Source organism: Cohnella ginsengisoli (assembly GCF_029525555.1).
Taxonomy (GTDB): domain Bacteria; phylum Bacillota; class Bacilli; order Paenibacillales; family Paenibacillaceae; genus Cohnella; species Cohnella ginsengisoli.
This window is the reverse complement of the sequence record NZ_JAPDHZ010000004.1, coordinates 80,723-100,199: the sequence shown is the minus strand read 5'-3', so window position 1 is coordinate 100,199 and position 19,477 is coordinate 80,723. Positions and strand designations below refer to the sequence as shown.

Genomic DNA, 19,477 nt, shown 5'->3' with positions numbered 1-19,477 from the left:
GGGATTATTCCGTTTAATCGAGAGGAGAAAGAACAAAAAATGTCGTTAACAGGGTACGCTTATCTAAAGGAAAATTGGCTCGGCATTCTTGTCGCGATTCACGTGATCTCCGCGGTCGTCGGCATCGGACCGACCTACTTCGGCCATGTCCTGCTGCGCAAAGGCCAGACGCTCGGGCAACTGCGCGATTCGCTGAGGCTGTCCGCCAAACTTGAGATGTTCCCCAAAATTCTCGGCTCTCTTGCCGTACTTTCCGGTCTTCTGCTCGTCTGGCTCGGCGACTATGGCTGGGACCAGTTCTGGATCGTCGCCGCGATCGCCGATTACGTGCTCATCCAGATCGTCGTCATCGCCTTCATGTCCCGGGCTGCGGCCAACGTCGCGGCCAGAGCGCATGCCGACACCGGCCCTGCCGACCGGCAAGCTTCCTCAGAGCTCCAAGCCGGCGTAGCCAAGGTCAACGCGATCAACTACGCGGCAACCGTCCTCGGCATCGTTCTTTTTCTGCTCATGTTTTTCAAGCCCACGCTTTAGCGCCTATTTACCGTCCGGGCCCGATGCCGGCGATCGTCCCTTTCCGGGGACGGCCGCCGGCATTTTGCCGTGAACACCATGACAAATAATTGGCGGAGGTCTATAATACGTTAAGCCGGACTAATAACTACGCGATGTTCCGCGAGGCGCACCGCCGCGCGGACGGCCCGAGGTGTGATTCATTGACTTACATTGTATATGACCTGGAGATGACCGTTCGCCGGAAAAAAGGACAGATCGCCGAGATCATCGAGATCGGCGCGGCCAAAGTCGGCCTCGTCGAAGGCGTTCCGGGCATCCTCGATACGTTCCAAGCGTTCGTCCGTCCGACCGTCGTGCCGACGCTTTCTAACGATACGACCGCCTTCACGGGCATCACCCAGGACGACGTGGACGCCGCGAGCCGACTTCCGGAGGCGATAGCCGCCTTCGTCTCCTGGATCGGTCCCGACGAGTATTTCCTGTGCGCTTGGGGACCCGACGACTTGCGCCAGCTGCTGCAGGAATGCCGTCAGATGCAGATCGACACGAAGTGGATGATCAATCACAACAACCTGCAGAAAATGCTGTCCAAAGTGTTCAAGCTGGAAAAGCACCAGCAGATGGGGCTCAAGGCGGCGCTCGAAATGCTCGAGATTCCGTTTTCCGGCTCCCATCACCGGGCGCTCGACGACGCGCTCAATACGGCGCAGGTGCTCGTAAAGCTTTACGACCGCTTGTCCTTCCGGCGCAACAAGCCGGCCGAGGAGCCGCAGACCGAGTCCGAAGTCGTCTACAAAACGGGCCACTTCGAGAACTTGCCGTTCGCGGCGCTGTCGGGCCTGTTCCCGCCCGACTCCGACCAATGACGCGCCGTCGTCGACCCCCGCCCTCTGCCTCCCGGCAGGGGGCGTTCGCGCAGTGTCTGTCCGCACGTCGTCAGGGTGCGATCGCCTTGGCGGCACAGTAGCCGTTTGACGTCATCATGTGATAAAATTGTTTCTATTCGCACTTGTCCTACCCAAGTCCTAGCACGGCATTCATAAGAAACGGGGGATTATCACCATGGCTTCCAAAATGCGCTCCGATATGATCAAAAAAGGCTTCGACCGCGCGCCGCACCGCAGCTTGCTGCGCGCGGCCGGCGTCAAGGAAGAAGACTTCGGCAAACCGTTCATCGCCGTCTGCAACTCCTACCTCGACATCGTTCCGGGTCACGTTCACCTGCAGGAGTTCGGCAAAATCGTCAAAGAAGCGATCCGCGAAGCCGGCGGCGTCCCGTTCGAGTTCAATACGATCGGCGTCGACGACGGCATCGCGATGGGTCACATCGGCATGCGCTATTCCCTCGCGAGCCGCGAGATCATCGCCGACTCCGTCGAGACGATGGTCAACGCCCACTGGTTCGACGGCATGGTCTGCATCCCGAACTGCGACAAGATCACGCCCGGGATGATGATGGCCGCGCTGCGCGTCAACATCCCGACGCTGTTCGTCAGCGGCGGCCCGATGAAGGCCGGTCGCACGAAGGACGGCCGCGCCATCTCCCTCACCTCCGTCTTCGAAGGCGTAGGCGCCTACATGACGGGCAAGATCGACGAGCAGAGCCTGACCGAGCTCGAGCAGTTCGGCTGTCCGACCTGCGGCTCGTGCTCCGGCATGTTCACGGCGAACTCCATGAACTGTCTCGCCGAAGTGCTCGGTCTCGCGCTGCCGGGCAACGGCACGATCCTGGCCGTCGCGCCCGAGCGCCGCGACTTCGTCCGGAAGTCCGCCGCTCAGCTGATGGAGCTCATCAAGAAGGACATCAAGCCGCGCGACATCGTCACGCTCGATTCGATCGACAACGCGTTCGCGCTCGACATGGCGATGGGCGGCTCGACCAACACCGTGCTGCACACGCTCGCGCTGGCGCACGAAGCCGGCATCGAGTACCCGATCGAGCGCATTAACGAAGTGGCCAAGCGCACGCCGTATTTGTCCAAGCTGGCGCCGGCTTCCGATCACCACATCGAAGACCTGCACAACGCGGGCGGCGTGAGCGCCATCATCAACGAGCTGTTCAAAAAGGAAGGCACGCTGAAGGGCGACGTCATGACGGTGTCGGCCAAGACGCTCCGCGAGAACGTAGAAGGCGCCGAGATCACCGACCACGCCGTTATTCGTCCGATCGACGACCCGCATACGAAGGAAGGCGGCTTGTCCGTCATGTTCGGCAACCTCGCGCCTGGCGGTTCGATCATCAAGGTCGGCGCGGTGGACAAATCGGTCGGCGGCTATCACCGCGGCCCCGCCATCTGCTTCGATTCGCAGGACGACGTGCTCCGCGGCCTGGCCGAGGGCAAGGTCAAGGAAGGCCACGTCGTCGTCATCCGCTACGAGGGCCCGAAGGGCGGCCCTGGCATGCCCGAGATGCTCGCGCCGACGTCGCAGATCGTCGGCATGGGCCTTGGCACGAAGGTCGGCCTGATCACCGACGGCCGGTTCTCAGGCGCTTCCCGCGGCATCGCTATCGGCCATATCTCGCCGGAAGCGGCCGAAGGCGGCCCAATCGCGTTCGTCGAGGACGGCGACATGATCGAGCTGGACATGAACAACCGCACGATCACCCTCGAAGTCAGCGACGAGGAGCTGGATCGCCGCCGCGCGAACTGGCCTGGCTTCGAACCGAAGATCAAGCGCGGCTACCTGGCCCGTTACTCCGCGATGGTTACCAACGCCAGCCGCGGCGGCGTGATGAAGATGTAACATCGATATCCGCGATTCCGATCATACGGGATTCGCCCCAAGAAGCGGGAGCCGACGGCTCCCGCTTTTTTTGCATGTCTGCCGCTCCCCCATACTCGCCTGTCTGATCCATTGCATATTTACCTCTTCTTAACGCTTACTCCGTCATCGCCTGAATTTGAGCATCACCCATACGTTCCCTCCTTCCGCCGCATCTCCTATAGCATCACAGTGAAGGTGGTGGCGGCACATGCCCAAAATCAGTCGAAATAGCCGATTGCAGCGCCCCTGCAAGTTCGTCCGTTCCGACAAAGTGCAAGGCTCGGCTGTCGGCTGGACGTCCAGCAACTGGAGCGGTTACGCGCAGTCGGGTCGCGCGGGCGCATACAACCGTATCTCCGCGAATTGGACCGTTCCGTCCGTATTCCCGTCTGCGCAGCCGGTTTACTCGTCGGCGTGGGTCGGCATCGACGGCTACAGCAACAGCAGCTTGATTCAAACCGGCACGGCGCACGACTTCGCGAACGGCGTCGCGAGCTATTATGCCTGGTGGGAGATCCTGCCCGCCGAGGAGACGGTCATCCCCTGATCCTGTCCGTCCGGGGGATCGCATGCGCGCCGTCATTGCGAAGCTAAATCACGGCAAGTGGTCGATCTCGCTGCGCAATTTGACGCAGGGCTGGCGGTTCCATACCGTCCAAGCCTACAAAGGGCCCCAGACATCCGCGGAATGGATCGTCGAAGCCCCGCAGGTAGGATCTTCGATCAGCAGTCTCGCGCGACTGACGCCCGTCGTCTTTTCTTGCTGCCGCGTAAACGGACGCAACCCCAGACTCAAGCTGTCTCAACGCGGCATCATGATTCAAAACGGCAAAAAAGGTATCCATTCCTTCGCGTCCGAACCGGGCAGGCGATGCTTTTCTCGTTAGAGGGAGGCGGTTGTAAGAACGCTTGAACGCAAAAAAGCCGCAGGAAGAAGGCGATACGCCTTCCCTGCGGTCGGTTAAAGTCCTATATCGACACGGTAGCCGATCGACGATCTGGATTAAGCCCTGTCGCCGGTTCGCCCCTCGCTGCCGAGCCTGGCTTCGGTATCGCCGTAGCCCGCGGCCCCTACTGACGCCATGCCTTGCTCGATCTCGGCCTTCGAGGCGCGCGCCTTGGCGGGCGAATAAGTCCCTTTTTCCCATTCCATCAACTTGATTCTCGACATGATGAGCATGCGCGGCTCCATTCGTTCGCCGTGCGCCTTGACCCGCGTCCTGCCCTGAGGATGAATAATGGCCGTCAATAGTCGCAGATAGCGATTCGTAAACCAGGCAAAAACGCCCTTCCGAAGCGCGAATGTCTCGAAGCCCAGCCCTTCGGAGCCCCGATTGATCATCGAGATGCCGTACAGCCCCTTGACGTCTTCGCCGCCGGGCAGCGAGCGGAGCTCCTTGGCCAAGAGCGGCAGCGCCTTTTTTGACGGACTGGATGACACGGATGGCGATCTGCATCTCCGAACGGGAGGTCATGCCGATATCCAGCATCATTTTATTGACGAAGTGAAGCTCCAACACCCGGTCTCCCCGTTCGATCCGGCCGCCGTCATCAAGCGTGATCGCCGGTCCGCCATACCGGATGATCCGATAGTGAAACGATTTGCCGTCTCCGACCGGGCGAAGACGGAAGATCCAGCCGAACACGTCCTCCCACAGCATCCAAGCCGCTACGACGATCCGCTTGAACGGTCCCGTCTTCGGCGCCGCAGCCGTCTTGTCCCGCCCCTGCTGAACGGTTTCTCCGGAAGAATCGGCGCTCGGACCGTCGCTTCGCGCTTTGGCTTCCTCCTTGTTCAGCTTGGTCTGCCGCATCATCTCGCCAATGCCGACGAAGCGCAGCCCCTCTCGCTTGCCGTCCTCGAGAATGCGGCCGACGGCATCGATCGTATTGGCCGGCGCGTCGGGGTCGGCCCCGAACGTATCGCCGCAATCGTGGAGCAGCAGCACCGCGCCAGGCTGAAGCTTGCGCCGGATCTTGCCGTATAGGCGCTCGGCGCCCACCTTGAGCTTCCAATCGCCGAACAGCGCGGTCCACAAGACGATCTGCGGCTTGCCTCGCCCGATAAAATCGAAAACGTTGACGATGCCCCATGGCGGGCGGTAATATCTCGGCCGCGTCCCCGTGATGCGTTCCACGATATCGCCGGTCCGCACGACATGCCGCCTGACGCTGACCGGCCCCATGATCCAGTTGCTTCGGTGAACGTAGTTGTGGATGCCGATGTCATGCCCCTCTTCATGCATCCGCCGCACGATGTCCGGGTGCTTCTCCGCATGCGCGCCGACCACAAAAAAAGTTCGCGTGCGCGCCGTGCGCTTTAAGCAAATCGAGCAGCTTCGGCGTGTAGACCGGATGCGGCCCGTCGTCGAACGTCAGCGAGATCTCGCGGTCGGCGATGCCCCTCGAAAAAACCCGGAATCCGAACATCCGGCTGATAAATCCCGGCAAAAACGCGTAAAAAGTCAAAAAATAAAAGCCCCACCAAAGGATGACGTCCATGTGCTTACCACCAACTTGCTTTCTGTTATGAATGTTGCCGCCGTTCAACTTCTCTTATTTTAACATAGGTCGTACGAAAATTGACGATGCGTCGTATATCTTTTTTGGAGCCGAACGCGATTTGAAAAACCGCCCTTCAGATGTTGAGACGCCGTAGCCTTGTCCGCGTATTATCGGTTAATATAGTAACCATAGCCTCATCTAACCAATAAAGGAGAAGTACATAATGCTCTCGCTGTATCAAAAATACTGGAGAACCGCGTTCGACATCGCTTTGGTCGTTTTAACCGTCTGGCTTATCATGTTCGCTTTTAGTTATTTGTATAAGATTGCTACGCCGGTATTCCTTTCCTTTATTATTTTCCTCTGCATCGAGCCGCTTGCCCGCAGGCTGCACAAGCTGGGCATCCGCAAAGCGATCGCTTCCGGCATCAGCGTGCTGCTGTTTACGGCCATCCTGCTCGCGGTCCTCGCCGGCATCGGCTTCATGTTTTACCACCAAACATCCGAGCTCGTCGAAAAGCTGCCCAAATACCAAGACCAGGTCGAAGCTCAAATCCGATCGATCACGGCCGAGGTTCAGCAGCGATCCGACAGCCTGCCGGACGGCCTCGCGGACAAGCTGCAGGGCGCCGCCGAAAATATCGTCAAATTCGGCACCGGGCTCGCCCAGGATCTGTTCAACGGCACGGTCGGCTTTGTCAGCTCTTTTTCCTCGTTCGTGCTGAACTTCTCGATCGCCTTGATCCTGGCTTACTTCTTAAGCGTCGAGATCGATATGTGGAAACGGCTGGCGGGCCAGCGTTCGCCGAAAACGCTGAAAACCGCGTTCACCTTCTTGCGCGAAAATGTGTTCAAAGGCATCGGGGCCTACCTCAAATCCCAGCTCAAGCTGATCAGCATCACTTTTCTGGTCATCCTGATCGCCCTGCTCGCGCTGCAAGTGAACAACGCGTTCACGATCGCGCTGCTGGCCGCCTTCTTCGACGTCCTGCCGCTGCTTGGCGTCAGCACGTTGTTCATTCCTTGGATCTTGTATTTGTTCATCGTCGGACAGACGGGCCTCGCCATCTGGCTCACCGCGCTGCTGCTCGCCGTGACGCTGACCCGCCAGTTTCTGGAGCCGCGCATCACGGGCCAGACCGTCGGCGTCTCCGCCTTTACGATGCTCGCTTTCATGATGATATCTTTGTCCTTCTTCGGCTTCGCGGGGTTGATCGTGGCGCCGATCCTGATGATCCTGCTCAAGGCGCTGTACGATCAAGGCTACTTCCACAGATGGATTCGCTGGCCCAAAGAGGAATTCATCGTATCGCCCTTTAATCCCCTCGCGGAGACTACGACCGTGCCGGGGGGACCGGGTCCGTCCGCTCCAACTGACGAAGCGCGTCCATAAGGTCGCCGAACACGGCCGGCGCCGCATTGCGGACGCCGGCCGTTCGATTTTCCAGCAGCACGGCGACCGCATATCGAGGACGGCCCTTGGCCGGTCCGTATCCCGCGAACCATTGATCGTTCATCGCCGGCCGCTTGCCGGCAAGCTCCGCCGTGCCGGACTTGCCGGCGAGCGGCCATTCGTTTGACTCGAGCGCCTGCTCGGCCGTACCTTCCGTGACGACCGCGCGCATCGCTTCGCGCAGGGCGGCCGCCGTAGCCGGCTTGATGCTGCCGAATTCGGACGGCGCTCCGCGCGCAGGCATGCTCGCCAGCAGCCCGCCGTCGGCGTAGCGGATCTCCGTAGCGATCCGCGGCGACTGCACGCGACCGCCATGCAGCAGGGTCACGACCAGGTTGGCCGCTTGCAGCGGCGTCACCCGGACGTCGCGCTGGCCGATGCCCGTCCCCGTCCGTACCCCGCCGTCCTTGCCGGCCATAGGCGTTGCGAAAATCGCGCCCGGCTGTTCCTCCTCCAGCAAGCGCAGCGGCTTGCCGTCGACGAAGGCGCCGGTCTGCCAGCCGATCTGACGGCCCAGCCCGAGCTTGTCCGCCGTCTCCGCGAGGAGGGCGGGATCGAGCCGCTCCGCGAGCGCGGCAAACACGACGTTGCATGATTCCGCGTACGCCTCCTTGACCGTCAGCACGCCGTGGCCGCCGTGCAGCCAACAGTTCAGACCGTACCTGCCGTACGTCCCCGTACAGCGGAACGTCTCGTCCAACGTCGTGACGCCGGCTTCCAGCGCCGCAGCAAGCGTGACCGTCTTGAATACCGAACCTGGCGGAACGGCGATGAGCGCATGGTTGCGCGCCTCCGTGCCGGCGATGCCGATATGCGACGGGTCGAACGCGGGCAGCGAAACCATGCCGAGGATGTCCGCGCGGTCCGCGTCCAATACGACGACGGCGCCTTCCTTGATGCCATGCTTTTTCATTGCCGCCTCTGCCGCAAGCTGCACGTCCGTATCGATCGTCGTTCGCACCTGAAGCGGATAGTGCGGATTCGCCGGTCCAGAGATTCGCATGCCGATGCCGGCGAGCGGACGACGGGCGCCGTCTGTCGTCGCTACCGCGTAGGTGCTGCCGATGCCCCGGATCAGCCGGTCAAGCGATAGCTCGAGTCCCGCCTCCCCGACCCGGTCTGTCGTACTTGCTTTTCCCGAAGCCAGCTCCTTGCCGTACAGCTTCGCCAACCGCGCGGGATCCTGCGCCGTATAGCCGATCGCATGCAGCGCCAAGCCGCCCTCGGCATCCGTGCCGTAGCGGTCGACATCAGGGCACCACGGCCACGCCGGTCAGGCCAAGCGCTCCGATTCGCCACTCTTGCGCTTCCGTCAGCGCAACGACCTTAGCCAACTTCCCCGTTTTCCATACGAGCGGCTCGCGAATCGCGTCGAGCCAGTCGCCTACTTGCTCGACGCTTGCCCCAAGCGTATCCGCCAGCGCCTGCAACTGACCGTCCGTGCCGCGCGGCATCCCCCCCGGTCGGATACGCCGCGAGCGCGCGGATCGTCTTGCCGGACAGGGGCCTTCCTTCGCGGTCGACGAACTGTCCCCGGCCGCTATCGAGCTCCAGCGGATCCGAATGCTGCAGATAGGCTTGCTTGGACAAGCCTGCCGCCGCATTCTCGCTTCGGCCGCCTCCCCCAAGCTGTACCCACGCCAGCCGCGCCTCCATCACGCCGAAGACGGCGGCCAGCACGATCATGAGTTTAAAAATCCGAGCAGGCACCGGACCGTTCAACGGTCATCCCTTCCCCGTCTACGTATTGTAACGCCGTTATTCCCCATTGTTGCCCGGTCGCCTAACCGCTAACCTGCTGCCGCGTACAGGAACCTGTTTTCTCGCAAAAATAAAAATGCCGCCCCCATACTTGGGAGCGGCATTCGTGCCTGGATACGATGCGATTCGAATCGATTAAGAGACGGTGAATTGCGACAACGACTGGCGCAGCTGCTGGGACACCGTCTCCAGCTTGTTGGACAGCTGCACGAGACCGTCGCTGATCCCCAGCTGCTCGTTGCTCAGCGAGGCAACCTGCTCGCTCGTCGCCGAAGCTTGCTGCGCGACGGCGCTGACGTTCGTCATCGTCATCGTCAGCGTCTCCTGGGCTTGCTCGAGCTGAGATACCGATGCGGTCGCGGCATGGAGGCGCTCATTGAAGTCGCCCATGTGCGTTTGCACGTTTTCGAAAATTTTGTTGGCATCCCGGACGGCTTCGATCTGCTCCCTGAACAGCGGGTAAGCGTCGGAGAGCACGGATACCGTCTCGTCGATCTCCTGGCCGATCCGGTCGACGATCTCGCCGACGACGCCGATCGATTGGCGCGACTGGTCCGCCAGCTTGCGGATCTCGTCCGCGACGACCATGAAGCCTCTGCCGGCAGCGCCTGCCCGGGCTGCTTCGATCGTGGCGTTAAGCGACAGAATGTTCGTTTGCTTCGTCATGTTGCCGAGCACGTCGAGAATCTTGCTGATCGAGCCGGTGCTCTCCTTGAGCTTGTCGACCTTGTCGACCATCGAGCGTGTCATCTCTTCGGTGTGCCCGGTTTTCTCCATCAAGCCGGCCATGTACTGCGTGCCCTTACGGCCGGCTTCCTCGACCTCGTAGGCCGACTTGCCCATTTCAACGTTGGAATCGATGACCGAGACGACCTTGTCGCCGATCTGTCCCGTCATCTCGCTGCCGCGTTCGGACTCGACGGCCAGGTTCGTAGCGCCGCTCGCGATCTCTTCGGTCGCGACAGCGATTTCCTTGGCCGCGTTGGCCGTCTTCGTGGACGCCAGCGTCAGCGAGCTCGCGGTCTCCAGCACCTCGCTCGCGGACTGATTGGTCTGGCGCACGAGCTCCGTGATGCGCTCCATCATCCGGTTGAAGCTGTCGGATACTTGTCCGATCTCGTCCTTCTGACGGATGGAGCTGCGCACCGTCAGGTTGCCCCGCTCGCCCTCGTTCATCAGATGGCGGAGCTGGCCGAGCGGCTTGCCGACGGTCCACATGATGAACAGTCCGATGAGCGCCGCGATGAGCACGGACAGACCGCACATGAGGAACGTCAGGTTGCGGATGACCTTTGCGTCCTTGACGAGCGAGGAGGTCGGGATGTTCCCGACGACGGTCCAGCCGCTCGTGCCGGCCGATGCGGAGCCGACGGAGAGCATCTCTTTGCCGCCCGACTTGATCTTGACTTCGCCGGATTCGTCCGGCAGCTTTTGTTCGTACTTCGTGCCCATCAAAGCGGCATCGGCCGCATAGACGATTGTGCCGTCCGGCGCGACGATATACGTCGCGCTGCCGTCGCCGAAGTTCACGTTCGCCAGCATGTCCTGCAGCGCCTTGATGTTAAGCTCGATGACCAGCAGGTAAGGATTGCCGGAATTGACGTTCATCAATGCGCGTCCGACCGCGATCGTCGGCGCCGACTGTTTGCCCGTGATGCCCTTCGGCATCGTCGGCACCCATACGACCTTGCCCGCCGCTTGCTTCATCGTGTCGACGAATGCAGGCGAGTTCTCCTTCATGTCGGGAATGCCGCCCGAATTGGAAGAACCGATCACGGTCATGGAAGGATCGGTAGGCAGCAAGAAAATGCTGGCGATCGCATTGTCCGAGATCATGACGTTGGACAGCTTCGTCGTAATCGTGCGCTGATTGTCGAAGCGTTCGAAATCGTCCGTAGACGAAATAGCGGCGCTTACCTGCGAGATGAACTCCGAGTCGGACAAGAACTCCATCGATTTGCGCTCGTACCCGGAGAGCAGCAGGTCCATCCGTCCGGATACCTGCTTCGCCGTCTCCATGCTGGATTCGGATACTTTGTTTTCAATGACGGAACGGGACTTGGAATAGGAGAATAGTCCGAGTGACACGACGCACAGCAGGATCCCGCAGAACACAAGAATGAACAGCTTCACGCCGACAGAACGAATCGGGCTTTCCAGCTTCGTTTCTTTCATTTGTTGCCCGAATTTCTTCGCGAACCCTCCCAGCGTGTCGGCTCCTTGCTTCCACTCCACCGACTTGACACGATCGCGCCAACTTTGCTTCATCTGACACACCCTCCGAGACTTAGTTAAATGACTCTTGGCCGTCGAGACTGCGCCTAAAGGCGCATCTAATCCCGAACGGGAACACGTTACTACGTACCATCGCGGACAGCGGACAAACAAAAAAGCTTGCCGAACATCCGACGGTGCAGAATCATCTCCGAATATATATCGGTCATCTGCACTATCAGTGTTAATTCGACAAGCTGTTTTAATATCCTTTTTGAAACGCTTTCTTGTCCAAACTATTTATTTTTTTGTCGAAATCAGACGGAGCCGATCTTTTTTGCGCATCATGTCAAGCGGGGCGACCGGTTCGGAAGTCCGGATCCGGAGCAGCTGGAGCGGATGCCGCGCTACGTCGACGGCAGTCCCCTCCATATCGGCGAGCGGTCCCGCGACCTGCTTGAAGCTGCGTCCGCCCGGGCCGACGAACTCGACCTCCGTGTTCGGCCGAAACGGACTGCGCTGTTCGACGACGGCGATGCCGGTCTCCGGATCGTACTCCCTGACAATGGCGGCGAAGTCGTAAGGCGCCGGCTTTTCCTCGGGCTCGTATATATGCTCGGAAGCGCCTGGCGTGCTGTAGAAAAAGCCGGTATTGAGCGGACGGTTCGCCGCCTTGCCGATCTCTGCTTCCCACTCCGGGCGAAGCGCGTAGCCCGCCGGATCCGCCATGTAAGCGTCGATCGCCTGGCGATAGGCGCCGACGACCGATGCGACGTAGTGAATGCTCTTCATCCGGCCTTCGATCTTGAAGCTGTCCACGCCCGCTTCGATGAGATCGGGGATATGCCGGATCATGCACAGATCCTTGCTGCCCATCGTAAACATATGATCGCCGGGATCGCCGACAGGCCCGTGGTCCTGGTGCAGGTCGTACTTCCAGCGGCACGACTGGCAGCACCCGCCGCGGTTCGAATCGCGGTCGGTGAAATGGTTGGAGAGTACGCAGCGTCCCGATACCGAGGAGCACATGGCGCCGTGAATGAACACTTCGAGCTCCAGGTCTACGTTGGACTTGATCTCGCGGATCTCCTCCATGGACGTCTCTCTCGCGAGCACGACGCGGGGCAGTCCCACTTCCTTCCAGAATTTCACGGCCTGCCAGTTCATCGTCGACTGCTGCGTGCTCAGGTGTACTTCGAGTCCCGGCGCATGCGCCATCGCCGTCTCGACGATGGCTGGATCGGCGGTGATGATGGCAGCGATCCCGGCGGCTTCAAGTTGTTTCAAATATTCGGCGATGCCCGGGAGATCCTCTTGATGGGCATAAATATTGGTTGCCACGAATACTTTCGCACCGTAGCGCGCGGCGAATTCGACGCCTTCGCGCATTTCCTCGAAGCTGAAGTTGTCCGCGTTCGACCGCAAGCCGTAGCTTTGACCGCCGATATAGACGGCATCGGCGCCGTAGTGGACGGCGAACTTCAGCTTTTCGAGATTGCCGGCGGGCGCGAGCAGCTCGGGTCGGTCTAGCCGGTACCGGCGGCCCTTCCCCGCGGCGGATTCGGCGTCATGGACGGCAGTGCCGTTCATCGTCAACACCTCCATTAGTAAACTTGCTCCTTGTATAAAAAAGCCGAAGCTGAGCTCGCGGCAGGGATCTTGAAGAGCCCGGATCGGCTCCAGCCATTCCTCGTCGAATTCGTACCCTTCCGGATCGCGATGCCAGGCGTCGATGACATGCCGGTAGCTGCGAAGCGCGGCGATGTTGTACGCCTCGGACTTCAGCAGCGGCTCGATATAGAAGCTGTCGATGCCCGCCTCGAGCAGCTCCGGCAGTGCCTCCAGAAGGCAAATGTCGTCCGCGCTCATCACGTGGGTGCCGTCCGCGTCCTCGTAAACGGGCAAGCGCTCGTCCGGACGTTCGGCCTCGATCAGGAACCGGCCTTCGCTTGGTCCCAGATCGACCAGGCTCGCTTCCCGGCCCAGATAGTCCATATAACTCTGCAGCAGGTTGCGCTGCGAATGGTAAATATTCGTCATGCCGTGCACCTGGACTTGAACCTCGATCGACCCGCTCCTTTTGAAATCGGCGATCTCTTCGCCGTTGAGCTCGCGCGCCAGGACCGCCCGGGTCACGCCGCGCTTCGCCCAGAAGGCCGCCGCCGCGGAATTCGTGCCCGTCATCTCGACGTTCCAGTGCAGCGCGATGCCCGGCGCCGCGTCGCGGGCGGCCATCCATACGGCCGGATCCCCGAACGTGACGCCGTCCGCGCCCGCTTCGGCTGCCGCGCGAAGATACGCCGGCAATCCGTGCAGCTCATGATTGCGCAGCAGCTTGCCCGCCGAGATATAAGCCTTGATGCCGAGCGCATGCGCGCAGGCGACGGCTTCCTTCAGCTCCTCTGCCGCGATCGAACCGGGCAGACGCGCCCCGAATCTGGCATCGCCGATGAGCACGGCGCTCGCGCCGGCTTCGGCATAGGCTTTGATCTGGGCGAGCGAGCCCGCCGAGATCAACAGCTCCGTTGTCATTTCCCTCACCTCATCCAAACGTGAGGCCCGGCGCTTGCCTCCGCCGTCGCGCATCCGCAGGGGATGACGCGCCGGACGATAGCCGCCGCCGGGCCGTAATATCGGTCGCAAGCCTTCGCGTACGCCGCTTTACTTCTCGTTCTTTTCGCTCTCTCGAATGTTTCTCTGATGCTGCTTGTACGTCTCCGCGAACAGATGCGTGTTGGAGCCGTCTTTTTTTGGTTACGTAATACAGATAGTCGGTATCGGCCGGATACAGCACCGCTTCGATCGACTTGAGGCTCGGACTCGAGATCGGCCCCGGCGGAAGCCCCTTGTTCTGATACGTATTGTAAGGGCTGTCCACCTTCAGGTCGTCGTTCGTCAGCTTCTCTTTTTTGCTTGTCCAGCAAATACTGGATCGTCGCGTCGATTTGCAGCGGCATCTTCTTGTCCAGTCGATTCAGGATGATGCCGGCCACGATCGGCCGCTCTTCCTCAACGACGACCTCTCGTTCGACGAGCGACGCCGCGGTCAGCAGCTCGTGGAGCGTCCACCCGCGCTCTTCCAATACGCTTTGCCAATCTTCCGGCAGCGTACCCAGCTTGCGGTCGAGTTCTGCGAGCATCCTGTCGATGATGTCCGACTCCGTGCTCCCCTTTTTCATCTCGTACGTTTCCGGGAACAAGTAGCCTTCGATCGGGTAGCGCAGGTCGCCGTCGGCCGGGATCTGCTTGGTCCAAGTCGAATTCGAGAACTGGGCAGGACTCCGCACCGCGTTCATGAACTTGTCCTTGTCGACGATCCCTTCCTTCGCCAGGCGGTCCGCGATCTGCACGACCGTGAATCCCTCGGGAATCGTGAAGCGGATCGTCTCGGCTGCGACCGTCTCGCCGTTGTTCAGCTTGGCCACGATCTCGCCGTTCGTCATGCCTGGCTTGAAGTCGTAGTCGCCGGCCTGGAACCTGGAGCCTTCGTTTTTATATTTGAGCCACATGCTGAATAAGAAGGTGTTGCGGATAAGTCCTTTCGCTTCCAGCGTCTCGCCGACTTTTTTGGCCCCCATCCCCTTGCTGATGGTGACGCGTACCGCTTGATCCGAGGACCCGGGCGGCCGAAGTCCGTTCCATACGTAAAAAAAGAATCGAGGCGGCGGCGATGACGACGAGTCCGAGCGCGATCAGGAAGGACCAAAGTCCGGCGTGCCCCTTCTTCGGCGGCTCGTCGTCTTCGTCCTCTTCTTCCTCGGGTTCGGGCGCGGATTCGGGCTTGACTGCGGCGGCATTGCGCGCGGGCGCCGCCGACGGCCGATCGGGCGGCGATGGCGATACCGATCGCGCCCGCGGCGGCAGCGGCGCGATCGCAGGCTGCTCTTCTTCGTCGCGCACCCGGGCAGGCTCCGCATCGGGGTCTTCGCGGTCTTCCGGAAGATTGCCCGAATATACGGATTTCCACCCGTTGTTGTCGTCGTCTTTACTCACGCTCTCGTCCCTCCTGCTTGAATAAAAAGCGGCCGAATAGCCGTGAAGAGCGGTCGCCCGCTCTCCACGAATGCCCCGCCTATGGCCCTTAAGGCCGGTCGTCCGACCCGAACTGCAAGTCGTCGTAAGCTTCGGCGACGTCTTCCCACTCCTCGTCGTCGTCCACCGACTCGAGCTTCGGCTCGCCGGCGTCCTCGGACAGCACGCGGAACACCTCGATCTCGCCTTCCTTGCGCATCGCATCGCTCTGAAGCACGGCATAAGGCTTGCCGTTCACGCTAAGCTCCGCCAAGATCCGGTAGACCTGCGTCGAACCGCTCTCGCCGGTCAGCTCGATCTCGGCGCCGAACGCCTGCTGCAGCGCGCCGCCCGGGGAGGCGTGACCCTGCTTCCCGGCTTCGCTCATTGCTCTTCACTGCCGCCGAATTCGGCCGCCAGCGTGTTGAACGTCTCCTCGACGATCTCCCACTCTTCTTCGCTCTCGATCGGATACAGCTTGATCTCGTCGTCCTCTTCGTCGAAGCGGAACGCGTATACCTCTTGCTCTTCGTCCTCGGCGTCGGCCGGCACGACCATCATATACTTGCGGTCGGTGCCGTCGTCGAGCTCGAAGCGCATGATCACTTCGAACGCCTCGTCGTTGCCGTCGTCGTCCGGGATATAAATAATCTCCGCTTCGTCTTCAGGGCGGATCGTATCGTCAGCCATGCAGATTAACCCCTCTCGATCTGGAATCCAAATAGCTCTGAAGCAGTATGGCCGCGGCCATCTTGTCGATGACCTGCTTGCGCTTCGCCCGGCTCACGTCGGCTTCGAGCAGCGCGCGCTCCGCCGCGACGGTCGTCAGTCGCTCGTCCCACAACTTAACGGGGAGCTTCAGCGTCTCCTCGAGCCTGCCAGCGAACGCGATGCACAATTCGCCTCTGGGGCCGACGGAGCCGTTCATGTTCTTGGGCAAGCCGAGGACGATCTCGTCGGCCTCGAGCTCCGCAGCCAGCTCCGCAACCCTGCGAAGGCAAGCGTCCTCGGTCTTGTGCTGGATGACCTCGACGCCCTGGGCCGTCCAGCCGAACGCGTCGCTGACGGCCACGCCCGTGCGCCTGTCTCCGTAGTCCAACGCCATGATCCTCGGCATCAGCGGTGCTGCTGAAGATAAAAGCGGACCATCTCTTCGATGAGTTCGTCGCGTTCTTTCTTCCGGATCAGACTTCTTGCGTTGTTGTGCCGCGGAATGTAGGCCGGATCGCCGGACAGCAGATAGCCTACGATCTGATTGATGGGATGGTATTCCTTCTCCACCAGCGCGTCGTGCACCGTCAGCAGGATATCCTTCGCGGAGATCTCCTCCGGGTCGGGCATGACGTCGAATTTGACCGTCTTATCCATTTGATTCTTGTCGGACGAGCTCATTTTCGCAGCACCTCGCTTTATGCCAACATCATATCATATTCTCCGCTGGACGGGAAATGGAAGCGCGCTCCCGGCCCGTGCGGAGGACGCGTCGACCGGCCTGCCGAACCGGCGCATCGACGCCGTAACCGCTGCAGCCGCGTTCGCTATCAGGCGCCGGCGCCGGCGCCGGCGGCCGCCACCAAGTCTTCGGCCGCGCGCAGCGCCTCGCCGAGCTTGGCAGGCTCCTTGCCCCCGGCTTGCGCGAGCTCCGGCTTGCCGCCGCCGCCGCCGCCGCAGATCGCGGCCAGCTCCTTGATCAGCTTGCCCGCGTGCAGGCCGCGCTTCACGAGCGCAGGCGATACGGACACGACAAGGCTTACCTTGTCGTCGTGCACCGCGCCGAGCACCAGCACGGCCTCCGGCAGCTTCGCCTTTAGCTCGTCGGCGACGCCGCGCAGGGCGTCCATGCCGCCGACGTTCACCTGGGCGGCGAGCAGCGTCAGGCCGCCCACTTCCTTGGCGCCGCCGAGCAGTTCGGCGGCCTCGAGGCGGCCAAGGCGGCCTTGCAGCGACTCCACTTCGCGCTGCGTCTGGCGCAGTTCGCCTTGAAGCGCCTCGACGCGGCGCGGCACCTCGGTCACGCCCGTCTTGAGCAGCGCCGCTGCGCCCTTCAGCAGGCCGATCTGCTCATCCATGTAAGCGTAGGCGTGACGGCCGGTCACGGCTTCGATCCGGCGGACGCCAGATCCGATGCCGCTTTCCGCCACGAGTCGGAACAGGCCGATCTGCGCCGTGTTCGAGACGTGGCAGCCGCCGCACAGCTCAAGGCTGTAGTCGCCGACGCGCACGACGCGCACGATGTCGCCGTATTTCTCGCCGAACAGCGCCATCGCGCCGAGCGACTTCGCTTCGTCGATCGGCTTTAGGCTGATGTCGACGTCTGTGCCGAGCCAGATCTGCTCATTGACCCTGCGTTCGACGTCCGCCAGCTCGGCTTCCGTGATCGCGCCGAAGTGCGAAAAGTCGAAGCGCAGCCGGTCGGGCTCGACCAGCGAGCCCGCTTGGTTGACGTGCTCGCCCAGCACTTGCTTCAGCGCCTTGTGGAGCAAGTGCGTAGCCGTATGGTTGCGGACGATGTCGGCGCGGTCCACCGCGTCGACGCTCGCCGTCACCTTGTCGCCGACCTTCAGGGTGCCCGAAGTGACCGTCACTTGATGCAGCGGCTGACCGTGCGGCGCCTTGCCCATGCCGGCGACGGCCGCGACAAGGCCGCCCTCGCCGACCAGCATGCCGGTGTCGCTCACCTGGCCGCCGCTCTCGGCGTAGAACGGCGTCCGGTCAAGGATAACCGATACCGTCTCGTCGGCGCCGGCCGCGTCGACGAACCGGTCGCCCGACACGATCGCCGCCACGGTCGCGCCGAGGGTCAACGCGCCATAGCCGTCGAACTCGCTCTTGACCGTGTAGTCGGCGAGCGGCCCGCCCTGCACCTTCATGCTCTCCGTCTCCTGACGGGCCGCGCGCGCCCGCTGGCGCTGCTCGTCCATCGAAGCGTCGAAGCCTTCGCGATCGACCGTCATGCCTTGCTCGGCCGCGTAGTCCTCGGTCAGGTCGAACGGGAAGCCGTACGTGTCGTACAGCTTGAACGCGTCCGCGCCTGCGATCGTCTTCTCGCCTGCCGCAGAAGCCTTCGCGCATAGATCAGCCAGCAGGGACAGCCCCTCGCTGAGCGTCTCGTGGAAGCGCTCCTCCTCGGTGCGGATGACGCGCTCGATGAATTCGGCCTTCTCCACGACGGCCGGGTAATAGCCGCCCATGATGTCGCCGACCCTCGGCACGAGCTCCCACAGGAAGGGACGGTCCACGCCGATGACCTTGCCGTAGCGGACCGCGCGGCGCAGCAGGCGGCGGATGATGTAGCCGCGGCCTTCGTTCGACGGCATGACGCCGTCGCCGACGGCGAAGGCGACCGTGCGGATATGGTCCGCGATGACCTTGAGGGCGACGTCATGATCGGCATTCGCCTTGTAGGAGACGCCGGCGATGCCCGCAGCCCGCGCGATGATCGGCTGGAACAGGTCCGTGTCGAAGTTCGAATCGACGTCCTGCACGATCGAAGCGAAGCGCTCGAGTCCCGCGCCCGTATCGATGTTCTTGTTCGGCAGCGGCGTGTAGCTGCCGTCCTTGTTGTGATTGAATTGCGAGAAGACGAGGTTCCACACCTCGAGGAAGCGCTCATTTTCGCCGCCCGGGTAGCATTCCGGATCGGACAGGTCGCCGTACGCGTCGCCGCGGTCGTAGAAGATCTCGGTGCAAGGTCCGCAAGGGCCTTCGCCGATGTCCCAGAAGTTGTCCGTCAGCTTGACGATGCGCTCGGCCGGAATGCCGATCTTTTCGTTCCAGAATTTGAACGCTTCCTCGTCCTCCGGATGCACGGTGACGGACAGGCGATCAGGGGCGAAGCCGATCCATTCCGGACCGGTCAGGAACTCCCAAGCCCAAGTGATCGCTTCTTCCTTAAAATAGTCGCCGATCGAAAAATTGCCCAGCATTTCGAAAAACGTATGGTGCCGGCGCGTCTTGCCGACGTTCTCGATGTCGTTCGTGCGGATGCACTTCTGGGAGTTCGCGATGCGCGGGTTTTCCGGCTTTTCGCGGCCGTCGAAGTAGGCCTTCAGCGGCGCCATGCCGGCATTGATCCACAGCAGCGACGGATCGTTGTGCGGCACGAGCGAGGCGCTCGGCTCGACGCGGTGTCCTTTGGAAGCGAAAAAACGGAGCCATCTGTCGCGAATCTCGGCGGCTTTTAACGGTTGCATAATGAGTGTCCTCCCTTGTCATTGCGGCGCTTCGGCCAGTTCCTTACCTGTAAAAAAA

General features: G+C 61.5%; 19 protein-coding genes and 2 pseudogenes. 6 read left to right on the top strand and 15 right to left on the bottom strand.

What is annotated here, in order from left to right; all coding sequences use genetic code 11:
* Positions 1–39: 39 nt before the first annotated feature.
* The 5 genes from OMP38_RS21470 (at position 40) to OMP38_RS21450 (ending at position 4,169) form a co-directional block, all read left to right on the top strand.
* Positions 40–534, top strand: coding sequence for a DUF2269 family protein (locus tag OMP38_RS21470; protein WP_277566965.1), 495 nt, complete (start codon positions 40–42; stop codon positions 532–534).
* A 182-nt stretch (positions 535–716) separates the two neighbouring features.
* Positions 717–1,382: a 3'-5' exonuclease gene (locus OMP38_RS21465; RefSeq protein ID WP_277566964.1), complete on the top strand. Its 666-nt coding sequence runs from the start codon at positions 717–719 to the stop codon at positions 1,380–1,382.
* Between the two features lie 208 nt (positions 1,383–1,590).
* Positions 1,591–3,261: a dihydroxy-acid dehydratase gene (gene ilvD / locus OMP38_RS21460; protein ID WP_277567611.1), complete on the top strand. Its 1,671-nt coding sequence runs from the start codon at positions 1,591–1,593 to the stop codon at positions 3,259–3,261.
* 229 nt (positions 3,262–3,490) lie between these two features.
* Positions 3,491–3,829 carry a G1 family glutamic endopeptidase gene (locus tag OMP38_RS21455; protein ID WP_277566963.1) on the top strand — a complete coding sequence of 113 codons (339 nt, stop codon included), beginning with the start codon at positions 3,491–3,493 and terminating at the stop codon, positions 3,827–3,829.
* On the top strand, positions 3,783–4,169 hold the full coding sequence (locus OMP38_RS21450) for a G1 family glutamic endopeptidase (RefSeq protein ID WP_338130641.1): 387 nt from the start codon (positions 3,783–3,785) through the stop codon (positions 4,167–4,169). The genes OMP38_RS21455 and OMP38_RS21450 overlap by 47 nt, the downstream gene beginning before the upstream one ends.
* Before the next feature lie 116 nt (positions 4,170–4,285).
* On the opposite strand, the gene OMP38_RS36120 is transcribed toward OMP38_RS21450, so the two are convergent.
* The 3 genes and pseudogenes from OMP38_RS36120 to OMP38_RS21440 form a co-directional block, all read right to left on the bottom strand.
* Positions 4,286–4,723 (bottom strand): YkoP family protein, encoded by a 438-nt coding sequence (locus tag OMP38_RS36120; protein WP_420869716.1) that lies wholly within the window; start codon positions 4,721–4,723, stop codon positions 4,286–4,288.
* A 43-nt stretch (positions 4,724–4,766) separates the two neighbouring features.
* Positions 4,767–5,573: pseudogene (locus OMP38_RS36115) on the bottom strand (polysaccharide deacetylase family protein); the annotation flags it as partial.
* A complete protein-coding gene (locus OMP38_RS21440) occupies positions 5,521–5,784 on the bottom strand; it encodes a polysaccharide deacetylase family protein (protein ID WP_277566962.1) in 264 nt (87 codons plus the stop codon). The pseudogene OMP38_RS36115 and the gene OMP38_RS21440, both read right to left, overlap by 53 nt.
* Positions 5,785–6,010: 226 nt before the next feature.
* Between OMP38_RS21440 and ytvI the strand changes: the two genes are divergently transcribed.
* Positions 6,011–7,180, top strand: coding sequence for a sporulation integral membrane protein YtvI (gene ytvI, locus OMP38_RS21435; protein ID WP_277566961.1), 1,170 nt, complete (start codon positions 6,011–6,013; stop codon positions 7,178–7,180).
* Here ytvI and OMP38_RS21430 read toward each other — a convergent pair.
* The 12 genes and pseudogenes from OMP38_RS21430 to alaS all read right to left on the bottom strand — a co-directional run bounded on the left by OMP38_RS21430 (position 7,122) and on the right by alaS (position 19,419).
* A complete protein-coding gene (locus OMP38_RS21430) occupies positions 7,122–8,456 on the bottom strand; it encodes a peptidoglycan D,D-transpeptidase FtsI family protein (RefSeq protein WP_277566960.1) in 1,335 nt (444 codons plus the stop codon). The genes ytvI and OMP38_RS21430 overlap by 59 nt on opposite strands.
* A 110-nt stretch (positions 8,457–8,566) precedes the next feature.
* The gene (locus tag OMP38_RS21425; protein ID WP_277566959.1) at positions 8,567–8,962 is read right to left on the bottom strand and encodes a hypothetical protein; all 396 of its coding nucleotides are present in this window, start codon (positions 8,960–8,962) and stop codon (positions 8,567–8,569) included.
* A gap of 174 nt (positions 8,963–9,136) precedes the next feature.
* Positions 9,137–11,269, bottom strand: coding sequence for a methyl-accepting chemotaxis protein (locus tag OMP38_RS21420; RefSeq protein WP_277566958.1), 2,133 nt, complete (start codon positions 11,267–11,269; stop codon positions 9,137–9,139).
* Between the two features lie 246 nt (positions 11,270–11,515).
* Positions 11,516–12,805, bottom strand: coding sequence for a peptidase U32 family protein (locus tag OMP38_RS21415; RefSeq protein ID WP_277567609.1), 1,290 nt, complete (start codon positions 12,803–12,805; stop codon positions 11,516–11,518).
* Between the two features lie 45 nt (positions 12,806–12,850).
* Positions 12,851–13,747: pseudogene (locus OMP38_RS21410) on the bottom strand (peptidase U32 family protein); the annotation flags it as partial.
* 5 nt (positions 13,748–13,752) lie between these two features.
* Positions 13,753–14,793: an endolytic transglycosylase MltG gene (mltG, locus tag OMP38_RS36650; RefSeq protein WP_477100080.1), complete on the bottom strand. Its 1,041-nt coding sequence runs from the start codon at positions 14,791–14,793 to the stop codon at positions 13,753–13,755.
* A complete protein-coding gene (locus OMP38_RS34900) occupies positions 14,708–15,208 on the bottom strand; it encodes a hypothetical protein (protein WP_338130599.1) in 501 nt (166 codons plus the stop codon). The genes mltG and OMP38_RS34900 overlap by 86 nt, the downstream gene beginning before the upstream one ends.
* Before the next feature lie 88 nt (positions 15,209–15,296).
* Positions 15,297–15,614: a DUF1292 domain-containing protein gene (locus tag OMP38_RS21400; protein ID WP_277566957.1), complete on the bottom strand. Its 318-nt coding sequence runs from the start codon at positions 15,612–15,614 to the stop codon at positions 15,297–15,299.
* Positions 15,611–15,916, bottom strand: a complete 306-nt coding sequence (locus OMP38_RS21395) for a DUF1292 domain-containing protein (RefSeq protein WP_090114837.1) — start codon at positions 15,914–15,916, stop codon at positions 15,611–15,613. The genes OMP38_RS21400 and OMP38_RS21395 overlap by 4 nt, the downstream gene beginning before the upstream one ends.
* Positions 15,909–16,343 (bottom strand): Holliday junction resolvase RuvX, encoded by a 435-nt coding sequence (ruvX, locus tag OMP38_RS21390; RefSeq protein WP_277566956.1) that lies wholly within the window; start codon positions 16,341–16,343, stop codon positions 15,909–15,911. Before ruvX ends, OMP38_RS21395 begins: the two co-directional genes overlap by 8 nt.
* Positions 16,343–16,618, bottom strand: a complete 276-nt coding sequence (locus OMP38_RS21385; protein ID WP_177244236.1) for an IreB family regulatory phosphoprotein — start codon at positions 16,616–16,618, stop codon at positions 16,343–16,345. Before OMP38_RS21385 ends, ruvX begins: the two co-directional genes overlap by 1 nt.
* 149 nt (positions 16,619–16,767) lie before the next feature.
* Positions 16,768–19,419 carry an alanine--tRNA ligase gene (gene alaS / locus OMP38_RS21380; RefSeq protein ID WP_277566955.1) on the bottom strand — a complete coding sequence of 884 codons (2,652 nt, stop codon included), beginning with the start codon at positions 19,417–19,419 and terminating at the stop codon, positions 16,768–16,770.
* Positions 19,420–19,477: the final 58 nt, after the last annotated feature.

Coding starts and splice junctions, on each gene's coding strand:
- mltG (WP_477100080.1), bottom strand. CDS start 14,793: ATGGGGGCCAAAAAAGTCGGCGAGACGCTGGAAGCGAAAGGACTTATC.
- OMP38_RS21415 (WP_277567609.1), bottom strand. CDS start 12,805: ATGAACGGCACTGCCGTCCATGACGCCGAATCCGCCGCGGGGAAGGGC.
- ilvD (WP_277567611.1), top strand. CDS start 1,591: ATGCGCTCCGATATGATCAAAAAAGGCTTCGACCGCGCGCCGCACCGC.
- OMP38_RS21440 (WP_277566962.1), bottom strand. CDS start 5,784: ATGGACGTCATCCTTTGGTGGGGCTTTTATTTTTTGACTTTTTACGCG.
- OMP38_RS21385 (WP_177244236.1), bottom strand. CDS start 16,618: ATGAGCTCGTCCGACAAGAATCAAATGGATAAGACGGTCAAATTCGAC.
- OMP38_RS21420 (WP_277566958.1), bottom strand. CDS start 11,269: ATGAAGCAAAGTTGGCGCGATCGTGTCAAGTCGGTGGAGTGGAAGCAA.
- ruvX (WP_277566956.1), bottom strand. CDS start 16,343: ATGCCGAGGATCATGGCGTTGGACTACGGAGACAGGCGCACGGGCGTG.
- ytvI (WP_277566961.1), top strand. CDS start 6,011: ATGCTCTCGCTGTATCAAAAATACTGGAGAACCGCGTTCGACATCGCT.
- alaS (WP_277566955.1), bottom strand. CDS start 19,419: ATGCAACCGTTAAAAGCCGCCGAGATTCGCGACAGATGGCTCCGTTTT.
- OMP38_RS21400 (WP_277566957.1), bottom strand. CDS start 15,614: ATGAGCGAAGCCGGGAAGCAGGGTCACGCCTCCCCGGGCGGCGCGCTG.
- OMP38_RS21450 (WP_338130641.1), top strand. CDS start 3,783: ATGCCTGGTGGGAGATCCTGCCCGCCGAGGAGACGGTCATCCCCTGAT.
- OMP38_RS21470 (WP_277566965.1), top strand. CDS start 40: ATGTCGTTAACAGGGTACGCTTATCTAAAGGAAAATTGGCTCGGCATT.
- OMP38_RS21455 (WP_277566963.1), top strand. CDS start 3,491: ATGCCCAAAATCAGTCGAAATAGCCGATTGCAGCGCCCCTGCAAGTTC.
- OMP38_RS21395 (WP_090114837.1), bottom strand. CDS start 15,916: ATGGCTGACGATACGATCCGCCCTGAAGACGAAGCGGAGATTATTTAT.